This is a genomic window from Hyalangium versicolor (assembly GCF_020103695.1).
GTDB lineage: Bacteria > Myxococcota > Myxococcia > Myxococcales > Myxococcaceae > Hyalangium > Hyalangium versicolor.
In genome coordinates this window covers 335824-348931 of record NZ_JAHXBF010000011.1, presented here as the reverse complement: position 1 = coordinate 348931, position 13108 = coordinate 335824, and the positions used below count along the sequence as shown (strand labels likewise).

At 66.6% G+C, this 13108-nt stretch carries 9 protein-coding genes; 7 read left to right on the top strand and 2 right to left on the bottom strand.

What is annotated here, in order from left to right:
* The first annotated feature begins 189 nt into the window (after positions 1–189).
* Positions 190–1566, top strand: coding sequence for a serine hydrolase domain-containing protein (locus tag KY501_RS24180; RefSeq protein ID WP_224365617.1), 1377 nt, complete (start codon positions 190–192; stop codon positions 1564–1566).
* A 207-nt stretch (positions 1567–1773) separates the two neighbouring features.
* On the top strand, positions 1774–4341 hold the full coding sequence (locus KY501_RS24175) for an MXAN_6230/SCO0854 family RING domain-containing protein (RefSeq protein ID WP_224365616.1): 2568 nt from the start codon (positions 1774–1776) through the stop codon (positions 4339–4341).
* A gap of 27 nt (positions 4342–4368) precedes the next feature.
* On the opposite strand, the gene KY501_RS24170 is transcribed toward KY501_RS24175, so the two are convergent.
* On the bottom strand, positions 4369–4992 hold the full coding sequence (locus tag KY501_RS24170) for a DUF2267 domain-containing protein (protein ID WP_224365615.1): 624 nt from the start codon (positions 4990–4992) through the stop codon (positions 4369–4371).
* Between the two features lie 192 nt (positions 4993–5184).
* Here KY501_RS24170 and KY501_RS24165 point away from each other — a divergent pair, with 192 nt between their 5' ends.
* The 5 genes from KY501_RS24165 (at position 5185) to KY501_RS24145 (ending at position 11235) form a co-directional block, all read left to right on the top strand.
* Positions 5185–5919 carry a class I SAM-dependent methyltransferase gene (locus tag KY501_RS24165; protein ID WP_224365614.1) on the top strand — a complete coding sequence of 245 codons (735 nt, stop codon included), beginning with the start codon at positions 5185–5187 and terminating at the stop codon, positions 5917–5919.
* A gap of 111 nt (positions 5920–6030) precedes the next feature.
* Entirely contained in the window at positions 6031–7494 is a 1464-nt protein-coding gene (locus KY501_RS53960) for an Ig-like domain-containing protein (RefSeq protein WP_224365613.1), read from the top strand.
* A gap of 194 nt (positions 7495–7688) precedes the next feature.
* Positions 7689–8312, top strand: a complete 624-nt coding sequence (locus KY501_RS24155) for a YiaD family glycine zipper/OmpA-like lipoprotein (RefSeq protein ID WP_224365612.1) — start codon at positions 7689–7691, stop codon at positions 8310–8312.
* A 210-nt stretch (positions 8313–8522) separates the two neighbouring features.
* Positions 8523–9242 carry a sterol desaturase family protein gene (locus tag KY501_RS24150; protein ID WP_224365611.1) on the top strand — a complete coding sequence of 240 codons (720 nt, stop codon included), beginning with the start codon at positions 8523–8525 and terminating at the stop codon, positions 9240–9242.
* Positions 9243–9327: 85 nt separating this feature from the next.
* A complete protein-coding gene (locus tag KY501_RS24145; protein WP_224365610.1) occupies positions 9328–11235 on the top strand; it encodes a PEP/pyruvate-binding domain-containing protein in 1908 nt (635 codons plus the stop codon).
* Between the two features lie 38 nt (positions 11236–11273).
* On the opposite strand, the gene KY501_RS24140 is transcribed toward KY501_RS24145, so the two are convergent.
* Positions 11274–12773, bottom strand: coding sequence for a glycosyl hydrolase family 28-related protein (locus tag KY501_RS24140; protein ID WP_224365609.1), 1500 nt, complete (start codon positions 12771–12773; stop codon positions 11274–11276).
* Positions 12774–13108 lie beyond the last annotated feature (335 nt).

Below are 13108 nucleotides of genomic sequence, written 5' to 3'. Positions count from 1 at the left end.
GGAAAAGACTCGCACATGCTGCGTGAAGGAATGATCTTGAACGTTTGAAATGGAACATGAATCCAGCCTTGCCGAGGAGTAAGGATGCAGCAGGACATCCAATCTATAGAGGTTTTCCGACATAAACTCGGGTTTCCAGAATCGACAAGACAAATCATGAGACGGTCAATCGCTCATCTCGCGACTTCCGTGACGGCACTCTTTTTCGCGGTGGGCTGTGCAACGCACCGGCCGCCGTCCTCCGCTGCGGATGACTACCTCCATGCCGTCATGGAGAAGAACCAGGTCCCCGGAGTGGCCCTGGCCATCGTTCGTGATGGCAAGGTCGAGCAGCTCTCCGCGTACGGGCTCGCGGATCTGGAGTCCGGGGTGGAGGTGGGAGTCGAGACCTCATTCCAGATGGCCTCTGCCACCAAGGTCTTCACCGGCACGCTGGTGATGCTCCTCGTGCAGGAGGGCAAGCTCGACCTCGACGCGCCCCTCTCGAAATATCTGTCCGACGCCCCCGAGGCGTGGAAGGCAATGACCATCCGGCACCTCACCGCGCATGCGTCGGGGTTGAAGGATCTCTCCGATGAAGAGAGCAGTACCGCCACCGTCGGCGAGCGGTACGAGGCCGCCAAGAAGACCGCTCTGGCCTACAGCCCGGGCGAGCGCAGCGAATACTCCCTCACGGACTTCGTTGTGCTCGCCCACGTCCTGGAGAAGTTGACCGGGGAGCGCTTCGAGGAGTTGCTGCGCAGCCGCATCTTCCAGCCCCTCGGGTTTTCGTGCACCCGCTACGAGCACGCGAGGCAGGAGGGAGGGGAGCGTTTCGCCGATGTCATCCCTCGCCGCGCCAGCCTTTATCGTTTCGTGGACGGCGTGCCACAGCGCGCCTGGTTTCTCTATCCCGCCCACACCTACGCGGCGGGCGGCATCTTCTCCTGCGTGAAGGACCTCGCCCGGTGGGCCGTGGCCATGGACCAGGGCACCTTGCTCACCCCCGCGATGCAGCAGGCCGGCGCCACTCCTCTCAAACTGAATGATGGGCGTGTGGGCGGCTTTGGAGTGGCGTTTGCCGTGAGCAAGCTGCGCGGGCTGCAGACCTTCGGGCACAGTGGGGGTGGTTCGCTCGGAGACGTGCTGCGCATCCCGGAGAAGAAGCTCACGGTGCTCCTCCTCACGAACAAGCAGGGCCTCCTGCCAGTGCTCGCGCCCAACATCGCCAGCCTTCTCCTGCCGCCTTCTCCGGAACTGGACGAACCCGGTATCGCGGACACCGAGCCCGCCTTGACCGCCACGCTGCGCGGGGTGGCGGAGGGCGTGATGAACGGCACGCTCGATGCGGCCGCCTTCGCGCCCAGCGCCCAGGAGGGACTCGTCCCTGTGCTGCGTGGCTTCGGAACGCCGGGGAGTGCCCTCTATCCGCCTGTTCACCGGGTAGTTCTTCTCGAGGATCGCAAGGATGGCGAGCCGCGTAAGCGTGTGCTCCGAGTGGTGTATGGCAAGGACATCTCGGTGAAATGGACGTTCAGCCTGGACTCCGCAGGCAAGGTCCTCGACCTGGACTACGAGTGGGAATGAAACTGGGTCGTCTCCGCCCCTCACGGAGGAGCGCGACACGGCCATGGTCTCTGCTACACTTCAGTGCTGGGGCGGCTCTGGGTGTGCTTCCTTCTCACCTCCTATTGGTAGTGCATCCGCTCTCCGCCCCGCTTTTTTCTCTCTTCGGAGGCGCCTCTGGTTCCGCCCGCGCTCGACTTGCCCGGTGCTACGAGCACTCCCGCTGCCTTGCTGCTGCGCCGGACGTCTCGCGTCTTCGTTCCCACGGTCCCTCGCGCTCACGCTCCCTCGCTGAAGGGACGCGAGGGAGTACGTGCGCTCGAAGCAGACCTGCTCGGCCTGGGCTACACGCTCGCGGGCCCGCTCCAGGAGGCGCTCGCCTCGCTGCCAGAGCACACACTCGGGGAAGTGGGCCGCTTCGTCTTCGATACGCTCGCTGAGGACCTGGGCCGGCACCGGCCCTTCGTCCCTCTCTTCAGCGACTTTCCCGAGGGTGTGCCGCAGAACACGGACTCGTTCTACGTCCAGCGCGTGCTCGTGTGGCTCTTCCAGGAGCCCGAGCAGCCCTGCATCCAGTGCGGCGCCGTCTCGACAGTCCATGCGATCGACCCGTGTGCCCACCTCGTCTGTACGAACTGCTTCGAGCCACGCAAGTACGGCGCGTGTCCCATCTGCAACCGGCGCGTCTCCCCTGGGCAGCCCTACTTCCAGCCGGTGACCCATCCGTCCACCCCACGGCTCTATGTGCTCCGAGAGGGCCGCATGACGCGGCTGTCGCTCGGCACGGATCTGGAGGCCGCCTCTCAGGAGGTGCTCCAGCGGCTGCTCGCGCGCACCACCGTCCTCCGCCCGGACGAACTCGAGGTCGTCGAAGCGCTCGTCTCCCACTTCCGGCTGAAGGTGCTCGAATGGCTTCCGCCGCGCATCGCTGTGAAGGAGACCCTGGCCCACGTCGTTGGCGGCCTGCTGCGCTTGGAATCGAAGGCCATGGCCGATGTGCTGGGGGGCGCCGCCGCGCACCTGAAGACCGCGACGGACTTCCTCCGCGTCCTCGTCGCGTGGGCCGGTGGAAACCCCGATCTGATGACCCGGGTGCCCCTCAAGAGCCACCCCCGCCCGCTGCGGCGCTCCGTGCTGGCGGCGCTGGAGGCGCTCCCTCCGCTGAACCTCACAGAGGACGTGCACCGCCATCCGGGCCTCTGGAAGGCCATGGCGGGGCAACTTCATGTCTTCGAGCGCTGGCGGGATCACCCGAACGTCGCGCTCGCCTTCGCGGCCCTGCGCGGGACGGTGCTCTCGCCTGGAAAGGACTTTGGCCAGGCGCTGCTGACCCAGGCCCGAGCGCATCCCGATGCCTTCCTCCTCCGCCCCGTGGACGGAGGCCTCACGGTGCGCTTCCGCTCGTGGAGCGCTCAGGTGGAGGAACTGCTGGCTCGGCGTGAGGTGGACGGTGCGCTGCGGTTGCTGAGACAGCGTCCGGGGGAACTGATGCGCAGGCTGGATCATGTGGCGCGCACGGCGCTCACGGGAGGGGATGGCGCCTCCCAGGAGAGGCAGCTCGCCACCACCCTGGAGGCGGTGGCACCCCGCGCCGCGCCCGCGCTCCTCCTCACCGTCGCCGCGCACCTGCGCCGCCGGAACGCTCCCTTCTCGCGCCGGGTGTTCTTCCCCAAGGGAGAAGCCACTCACGCCTGGGGCACGGAGGATCGGCGGACGCTCCTGCCGGGAGATACCATCGGTCAGCTCGTCGGGCCCCTGGAGCGCGAATTGCTCCGGCGCGCGGAGCGGCTCCCGGCCTTCCCGCAGGCACTGCTCGACGAGGCACTCTCCGGCCTGCTCGTTCCCGTCGCGGAGAAGACCGCGTCGCGCGCGCTGGTGGCGGTGCCGCGCGGCAGTGCACTGGACCTGCCTCGACACGAGCACCTGCGCTTCTTCGTGCACTGGACGGAGCCGAAGGCGACGCGGGTGGACCTCGATCTGTCGGTGGCGCTCTACGACGCGAAGTGGCAGTTCGTGGACGTGTGCGACTACACGAACCTGCGGCTCGCGGGTGGCGCCGCCGTGCACTCCGGAGACGTCACCTCCGGCCCGCTGCCGCACGGTGGCGCCGAGTTCCTGGACGTGCACGCCTCCGCGCTGCTCGCGAAGGGGGTGCGCTACGCGATGCCGGTGGTCTTCTCCTTCAACAGCGTGCCCTTCGATCGCATGGAGGAAGCCTTCGCGGGCTTCATGGTGCGCGATGGAAAGTCGGAGCGTCACTTCGACGCGAGCACGGTGGAGCAGCGCTTCGACCTGCAGGGGAACGCGAAGATCTCCGTGCCGCTCGTCATCGATCTCGAGACACGCAAGATGCGCTGGGTGGACGTGAAGCTGCCGGCTGAAGGTGACTTCCACAGCGTGGAAGGTGCTCGCGGCCATCTTGCCCACCTGGGCCAGGACACGATGGCCTACTTCGGCACGGGCGCGAGGCCGACAGTCTGGGATCTTGCCTGCCTGCACGCGGCGGCGCGCACTCGCAAGGTGCACGTGCGCCGGCTGGACGGGCGCGTGTCGGTCCTCACTCGCGCACCGGAGGAGGAGGCCAGCCGCTTCCTTCGGAGACTTCGCCATCTGGAGGATGCTCGGGTTGCGTCACGGGTGGAACTCGGCGGCGCGCCTACCTTCTTCGCGGGGCTCTCGGACGAGCCGTCATTGCCCCAGGGAAGCGAGGGCTATGCGCTCCGCTTCCGTTATACGGATGCGGGGCAGGTCCAGCGGCTCGCCATCGGAGACCTGGTCTCGGCGCTGCGGGTGTAGTCGAGTTGCGGTCTCTCGTGCCGAGGCTCACTCTCCAGCGCCCTCGAGGACGCTCCGAGGGTGCGCCGTGGCGAGTGTCTCCTGCTCCCGTTCCTGGGTGAGCCCGGTGGCGCTGGAGAGCTTCGTGTCTCCATGAGGGTTGTCCTCCTGCGCCACCGAGTGGCTGTGCGCTCGCTCGGGCCGGGCCTCGGACAAAGGATGTTGGCTGCCCGGCCGCCCCTCCGCCAAGGTGCGGCCTCTCGGAGCGCGATGGACGGGCTCGAAGTGGGCTTCCGGCTCGCGAGGGGTGAAGAGTTCACCCATGGGCTCGGGCAGTGCTTCGCGGAGTTGGCGCAGCGCCGCGGGAGAGAGCGCCTCCGCGATGACCTGGCAGACGACGGCTGTGCGCTCCACCGCGAATCCGAGCCGTACCTCGTCCCGGCGCGCGACACGCGCGTAAAGCTCCTTCAGATCGAAGTCCTGGTGGGCGCCTCCACTGCGCAGGCTCGAGGCCAGGGAAGCAGGCAGATCGTCCGCCAGGGACTGGGCGGCCCGCCAGCTCAACCGCTCCGAGATGGTTCCGAGCACCGCGTGGAGGGTGCGCTCTGCCTCCCTCAAGCCAGGCAGCCCGGCGCGCTCGGCGACATGTGACAGGAACTCGTCGTGCGTCATGGGGCATCCTCCTCGAGAGTCACCCTCCAGTTTGTGCACCATCGCTTCGCGTGAGCATCCCCGTCCGTTTCATCGACTTGTGGACCGAAATTTCCGCCGATCCGGCCTGAATCCCCGCTCTCCCATTCATCGGGGGCCCGACGCATCCTTCAGTCGATGGCTCGCCTCCCGCGAGCCCCCCGAGGATAGACCATGGCTCACGAACACTCCTCTCACTCCGTCCACCACATCGTGCCGGGCTTCGGCGCCGACCGCGCCGCTCACTACGACGCCCAGGCCTCCGTCAACCTGGCCGGCAGCCAGGCGCTGTACGAGCTCGGCGTCAGCGCGTTGACCGCCCAGCTCGATGGCCAGGACACCGCGTCGCTGCTCTTCGTGGGGGTGGGCACGGGCGCGGAGTTGGTGCCTTACACCCGCTTCGACGTGCCGGGCTGGCGCTTCACCGGCGTGGATCCCTCCGAGGCCATGCTCGACGTCGCCCGCAAGCGCCTGGAGGCAGAGGGACTGCTATCGCGCACGCACCTGCACGTGGGCGAGCTACACACCCTGCCTGCCGGCCCCCCGTTCGACGGCGCTCAGATGATGGGCGTCCTCCACCATGTGGAGGGCGAGGAGGCCCGCTTCGAGCTGCTGAAGGAGGTGACCCGGCGGCTCAAGCCTGGGGCACCCCTGGTGCTGGGCTGCCGCGTCGGCAAGGACCCCGTGCTCACGAACGTGGAGCTGCGGCGAATGCGGGCGTACGGAGTGCCGCCGGACGCGCTGGAGCATCGGCGCAAGCTCTTCGATGTGGTGCGGCCTATCGAATCCGATGCCGCCCTGTTCGCGATGTTCGCGCGGACCGGACTCGTGGAGCCGCGTCCGATCTTCGTCTCACTGCAGTACAAGGTCTTCCTCGCGCGCTTCGAGCCCGGACGACCGCGGGAGTGAACTCGTTCAAGCCTCATCCGAAAATGTCAGCCCCATGGCGTAGAACAGTTCTCACTGACAGCGCTGGAAAGCGCGGTTCAGGAACTTCTCTCACGCCATCAGGAGACATTTGTGAGTCATTCCATCCCCAAGTATGTCGCTCGCGCGCTGGCTGGTCTGCTGCTTGCTGGCTGCGGAATGGATGCGGAGCCTGAGTCCCCGCTCACTGCGGAGCAGTCCTCTCAGGCCCTCACCCAGCTTCGAGGCCTCGCCGCCTACGACACGGAGTTCCAGGCACCCGCCTGCCGGAGCACGGGCATTCTCTGCGATACCGGCTCTTTGATTGACGGGCGAGGCTCGGCGTCCGAGACCCATGCCCCCAACACGCTGTTCTCTTCCTGCGCCGATGGCACTCTCGGCACGTACCACAGTGACGAGTCCTTGGATGCGCTGCGCATCTACACCCAGGATGGCGGTCCGTTCCTTCCTGGGAAGACAGTCACCGTGGATGCCACCATCTGGGCCTATACCGTCTTTGCAAGCGACCACCTGGATCTCTTCTACGCCACAGATGCCAGCAATCCACAGTGGACGCTGCTGACCACGCTCGAGCCCACCCAGGCCAACGCCCAGGTGCTCTCGACGAGCTTTGTGCTCACCGCGGGCGCGGACCTGCAGGCCATCCGGGCCGTGATGCGCTACAAGTCCAGCGCAGGGGCCTGCGTCACCGGCGACTTCAGCACCTACACGGACCGTGATGATCTCGTGTTCCGTCTGGGAGACTCTCCGCCCGAGGTCACCCTCACCGCTCCGGGCTCCGTGCTGAGCGGCACGGCGCAGCTCGCGGCCGAGGCCTCGGATGATGCCCAGGTGGATCGCGTTCTCTTCTACGCGGGGTCTAATTACCTCGGCTACGATCCACTGCCGCCCTATGGGCTCAACTGGAACACCACGCTCATCGCTGACGGCACCTACAGCCTCACCGCTCGAGCCGTGGACACTGCCTCGCACACGACGATCTCCGCTCCCATCACGGTCGTCGTCGACAACCATGCTCCGACGGTGGCCTTCACCGCGCCCTCGGCGGGAGCGGTGCTCTCCGGCTCGGTCAACCTCGCTGCCTCCGCGAGCGATCTGGTGGGCGTGACCCATGTGGAGTTCCTCTCGGATGGTGTCCTGCTGGGCTCCGTCGCGAGCGCTCCCTATCAGCTCAGCTGGAACACGCTCGGCGTCCCCAATGGCAGCCATGTGATCACCGCCAAGGCCTACGATGCGGCCGGCCACAGCAGCCAGAGCCAGGTGTCGGTGAGCGTCAGCAATGATCTGCCGCCCACGGGAGTGTTCACGTCGCCGGCCTCGGGCGCCGTGCTGAGCGGCACGGTCGCTCTCACCGTCAGCGCTCAGGACGATGTGGGCATGGATCAGGTGAACTTCTATCTTGGGAGCCAGTACATCACCTGGGATGGCAAGGCGCCTTACTCGATCAACTTCAACACGCTCAACTTCATCAACGGGGATTACACCCTCATCGCTCGCATCTATGACACCGCGGGCCACATGACGGAGACGAGCATCCCCGTCCGCATCCAGAACTGATCGGTTCCCGCTGCCTCCCATTGCAGCAAGGGAGCTGGCAAGGCCCCGGCCGCCCACTGGCGAGCCGGGGTTTTCTTCGTGGGCCGTCGAGAGGCTCTCCGGGGAGCAGGCAGCCTGCCGGGCCCGAGCGAGAGGTTTGTGAATGCCTCCCCCATGTTTCCTCTCGAAACAGAGGGACCACAAGGAGGCTTCACGTGAACGCATGGAAGAAGACGAGGGTGTTGGCTCCCGTGCTGGTGCTGGCCGTGGTGGGCTGTGCGACTCCTGGCAAGCGGACGGCCACGGGGGCGGCGGCGGGAGCCGTCGTGGGTGGAGCGACCGGAGCCATGGTGGGCGGGGACTTCGAGGGTGCGGCCGTGGGCGCTGGCGTGGGGGCGGCGGCGGGCGCGGCGGTGGGCAACTACCTCGACAAGCGGGCGCACGAACTGGAGCAGGTCGCCGAGACGCGGAAGACGGACCACGGCTTGTTGCTGAACCTGCGCAGCGAGCTGCTCTTCAAGACCGACAGCGCCGTGCTCACCGAGAGCGCCATCGACCAGCTCTCGCGCATTGGGGACATCCTCGCGAAGTACCCGGATGACCGGCTCCGCGTCGAGGGCCACACGGATAGCCAGGGCCCGGGACCCTATAACGAGGAGCTCTCTTTGCGGCGGGCCGAGGCCGTCCAGCGCGTGCTGAGTTCCCGAGGTGTCCAGCCCCAGCAGATGATGGTGCTGGGCAAGGGCGAGACAGAGCCGGTGGCGCCCAATGACACCGTGGCCGGTCGCTCGGCCAACCGGCGCGTCGAGCTCCACATCGATGTGGCTCAGGCTTCGTGAGCCGTGACGAGAGCCTGTGTAACGGCGTGCACACAGCGGTACGTGGCTGCCCGATGAGGAAGGGGGAGGGTGGGGCCCTTGCCCCTCCCGTCACTCCAAACGCGCGGATTTCCAAGGGCTCGTGAGAACGCTCCGTGGCCGCACGGCCGCAGTCTTTCATGGCACAGCGACTGCAGCCGGGGCAGGGACTCCTCTCTCCGGAGGTCCCTCATGCTCCCCGCGCTGATTGCTGTCGCCGCATGCTGTTTCGTCATCGAGCGTCTCTTCATGGGCTGGCGTCTGCCGTCCGTGCGCACGTGGCCCCTGCGCGTGGTGCTCATCAACCTGGTGCAGGTGGCGGTGGTGGTGCTCGCGGGCTACAGCTGGGAGCGTTGGCTGTCCGCGGCTTCCGTGTTCCACCTGTCGCGGCATGTGCCTCCGTTGGTGGGAGGCGTCATCGCGTACTTCATCGCCACCTTAGTCTTCTATTGGTGGCACCGGGTGCGGCACGAGAACGACTGGCTCTGGCGGCTCTTTCATCAGATCCACCACAGCCCGCAGCGCCTGGAGGTCATCACCAGCTTCTACAAGCACCCGCTGGAGATGACGGTGAACTCCATCATCGGCAGTCTGCTCGTCTACACGCTGTTGGGGCTGAGCCCGGCGGCGGGCGCCGTCTACACCGCCTGCACCGCGCTGGGCGAGTTCTTCTATCACACCAACGTGCGCACTCCGCGGTGGGTGGGCTGGTTCTTCCAGCGGCCCGAGATGCACCGCATCCACCACGAGTACGGCAGACACCGGAACAACTATGGTGACATCCCCTGGTGGGACATGCTCTTCGGTACGTACGAGAACCCGCCCGAGTGGAATGGCCGCTGCGGCTTCGATGACGAGAAGGAACAGCGGCTGCCCGAGATGCTGGCCTTCCGCGACGTGCACCGCTCCTGAATCGCCTGGCTGTCTGTAGCGCATACAGTGGAGCACGGCCCGCAACAGACTTCCCCCGGCAGACCACCCGAGGTGGAATAGCTCCATGCTTCGAACCCTTCACGTGTCCCTCGGGTTGCTCGTCCTCCTGCTGGTGCAGGGGCCGGCGAGTGGCGCCTCGCGCTCACGCCCTCCGTTCATCTCGGAGATCCGCGACGCGGCCACGTTCGCCGCCTACGCGCACCCCATCGGGACCGATGACGTGGGCAAGTTCCTCATCGATCTGAAGTCGGATCGCATCTACTTCTTCGACGTCAACCTCTACCAACTGCACTACGACTTCGTCTCCAAGGTCATCCTGCGGCACAAGATGTCTCCGGAGGAGCGGACGGAGTACTTCCGCAACTACAGCGAGGAGAAGCCGAACTACATCCTCGGCTACATCACCCACCACCGGAGCGCGAAGCGGTGGACCTTCAGCTTCTGGGAGAGTGACCGGATTCGCGCCGCCGACGTGCGCCGCGCCCGCGAGCGTCTGCTGAAGTCTTTCTTCATCCAGGACGTGGCCTTCCGCCCGGAGTCGACGAAGCAGGAGGCCTTGCTCGCGGAACTGAAGGACATCCCCACCGTCACCAGTGACACGCTCTACAAGGAGGCCGACTACCGCCCCTTCAACGTGGGCAACGCGCTGGGCCGGCTGCGCATCGTCCCGCCGGGCACCCCCTACGAGTCGCTCATCTTCGAGCCCGACGACATCGTCATCCTGCAGGACTCCTATCCGGATCTGCCGCCGGTGGCGGGTGTGCTGTCGACACGGTTCTCCACGCCGCTGTCCCACGTGAACCTGCGCGCGCGCGCCTGGGGCATCCCCAACGCCACGCTCAAGGACGCCGCCACGCGCTACGCGGAATGGAATGGCCAGCTCGTCCGGCTCGAGGTGCGCAACCAGAGCCACGTGTTGCGCTCCGCCACTGAGCAGGAGCTCAACGCCTGGAAGCAGGCCCGCGAGTCCGCGCGGAAGATCCTGGTGCCCGAGGCCGATCTCACCGTGCACGAGCTGCGCCCGCTCGAAAAGATGCGCGCCCAGGATGCACGGCTCTTCGGGACCAAGGCCTCGAACCTCGGGGAGATCGTCCAGGCCCGCCTCAAGGGCGTCTTCGTGCCCAATGGGTTCGGCATCCCGTTTGTCTTCTATGTAGAGCACCTGAAGCGCCACGGACTCGACGCGGAGCTGGAGACGATGCTGGCCGATCCGCGCTTCCAGCAGGACGCGAAGGTCCGCCGGGAGCGCCTGGAGGCCTTCCGCGCCCGCATCACCGCGGCTCCCATCGACGAGGCGCTGCTCGATCAGGTGGAGGCCCAGGTGAAGGGGCCGCTGGGCGGCCAGGGAGTTTTCGTGCGCTCGTCCACGAACGCCGAGGACCTGAAGGGCTTCAATGGCGCGGGCCTGTACGACACGGTACCGAACGTGGTGGGGCGGGAGGCGTTGGGAGCGGCCATCAAGCAGGTCTGGGCCTCGCTCTGGAACTTCCACGCCGTGGAGGAGCGGACGCGCTTCGGCATCGAGCCGCGCTCGGTGTTCTCCGGAGTGCTGGTGCAGACGGGCGTCAACGCCACTGCGGCGGGCGTGCTGGTGACGAAGAACCTCTATGACTCACGCGACGACCACACCTACACCATCAACGCCAAGCGCGGGCTGGGGCTGAGCGTGGTGTCCGGCACCACCGTCCCCGAGCAGGTCCTCTATGACATCAAGTACCCGGGGGCCCGTGTGCTGTCGCGCTCGGCTGACGCGACGATGCTCGTGTTCGACGCGCAGGGCGGTATCAAGGAGGTGCCCACCGCCAGCGAGGCCCCCGTGCTCCCGGAGGCCCGCGCGAGGGATCTGTCACTGGCGGCGGCGAAGCTGGTGAAGGTCTTCCGGAACAGCGGCCCGCTCGACATCGAGTGGGTGCTGGAGGGGGAGAAGGTCTGGATCGTCCAGGCTCGCCCCTTCATCGACGGCGGGAGCTGACCGCTTGTGAAGAGGCGCTGGCCGGGAGCAGCGATGTCTCAGGACCGGACGCCGCCGCTGTTGTTGGCGCCGGAGCCGGTGCCGGGCTGGTAGACGGAGTTGATGCTCGTGCGGTTCGGGATGGCACCCGGATCCCACCCGAGGATCGAGGCCAGATCCGGCAGGCCGCCGCTCGTCTTCGTCCCGCTGACGCCGCCGCCGGCCATGTTGTACTGGACGGCCGGGCCGTTGGGGCTGTTGATGACCGTGTTGCCCGAGATGTTGTGGCCGGAGCTGGTCATCGTGCCGCTGTTCGGATCGCTGTCGCCCCAGATGCCGACCCACTTCGAGCCGGACACGATGTTGTTGAGGACCTTGGCATCCTTGGAACCCGCCAGGACGATGCCGCGCCCGTAGGCGTTGTCGAGCGAGACGTTGCTCTCGAAGGTGTTGCCACTGTCCTGCTTGGCATCGCTGCTGTACGAGTCGTCGGAGAAGCTGTCGTCACCGGCCTGGGACACGACGTTGTTCTTGACCAGGTTGTCGCTGGCGCCGTTCATCAGGGCGATCCCGTCGGCATTGGTCCCCACGACCAGGTTGTTGGTCACCTTGGAGCCGGAGGAGTTGTCGATCCGGACGCCGTTGGACGCCGCGCCCTGGATGTTCATGTTCGTGACGGACGCGTTGGTGGCGCCCTGGATCAGGACGGCGGCCGCGTCGGGCATGGAGCTGCGGGAGGGCGCCGACGCGAAGGTCGTCTTGATGTTGGAGAGCGCAGCGCCGTTACCGGTGAGCTTCACGGCCCCCTGGTCGGGGTTGGTGGCGGTGAGGACTGTCTTGTCACCGCTGCCCACCATGGAGACGCCATCCAGCGTCAGGACGCCGCTGTGGTTGTAGTTGCCCGGCCCCAGATACAGGGGCTTGCCGGAGGCCTTGGCGGCATCGAGCGCCTTCTGCAGGGCGGCCTGGTCATCGGTCTTCCCGTCGCCGACCACGCCGAAGTCCTTGGCGTTGATGGCGTCCGGCGGCGGGCCTGCCTCGCCCCTGTTGCTGACAACGCCAGCCTCGGAGCTGGAGCCGGAACTGGACGCGGAGCTGGAGTTGGAACTGGACGCGGAGCTGGAGCCCACCGAGTCGACCGGCTTGTCGGAGCCCTGGGGCTGAACGGGCGGGGCGGCCTCTCCCGGCGAGCCCACGCCGCCGGCCGCCGCCTCGGGAGCACCCTGCTGGGAAGCGCCACCGCTGGCACCGCCCAGCTCCGGCACGCCGCCTTCCGCCAGCTTGCCGGAGGAGAGCAGATCCGTGAGCTGCTTGATCACATCCAGCAGCTGCGTGAGCTGGGCCTGCAGCTCGGACGTGCCACCCACGCCACCCTGGCCACTCGCGCCCGCGGCCTCAAAAGCATCCCGGGCGAACATGCGCTGGTGCTTGTGAGCGCCACCGCACCCGCCTCTCTCCGTGGCGGCCGACGGATTGGACGAAACCGGCGCTTGAGTGCCCTTGGAGATCGTCTGGGCGGAGAACGCGGAGTGGTGGTTGCCAACGGAATGGATGGACATGGCGGCTCCTGGGGCGAAGGAGAGGAGGTCTGATCGTTTTGCAGCGCAACCCACTGGAGAGCACAATGTGGGCCAAGTCCGTTCCTTTGGGACGAGTACCGTATCCCCTCGAAAAGACTGGGCGAGACCGGACCTCCCATCGAGCCATTCGGTGCCAGGAGAGGGCAAGGTGATGACTGGTGTCATGGACGGGATGACAGCAGTCACCACCACCACCATGTCCCTGGAATTGCACGGTTGGAAGGATTTACTGGTTGAAAGCGCTTGCAAGTTTATCTGGTTTTCCGGTAATAGATATGGCTTCCACCCACGCGTTCCATTCGAGGAGAGAAGGC

What these genes read in the sequence shown, in the direction of transcription:
- KY501_RS24170 (WP_224365615.1), bottom strand. Translation starts at nt 4,992, where the DNA reads ATGACGCACGACGAGTTCCTGTCACATGTCGCCGAGCGCGCCGGGCTG.
- KY501_RS24165 (WP_224365614.1), top strand. Translation starts at nt 5,185, where the DNA reads ATGGCTCACGAACACTCCTCTCACTCCGTCCACCACATCGTGCCGGGC.
- KY501_RS24150 (WP_224365611.1), top strand. Translation starts at nt 8,523, where the DNA reads ATGCTCCCCGCGCTGATTGCTGTCGCCGCATGCTGTTTCGTCATCGAG.
- KY501_RS24145 (WP_224365610.1), top strand. Translation starts at nt 9,328, where the DNA reads ATGCTTCGAACCCTTCACGTGTCCCTCGGGTTGCTCGTCCTCCTGCTG.
- KY501_RS24140 (WP_224365609.1), bottom strand. Translation starts at nt 12,773, where the DNA reads ATGTCCATCCATTCCGTTGGCAACCACCACTCCGCGTTCTCCGCCCAG.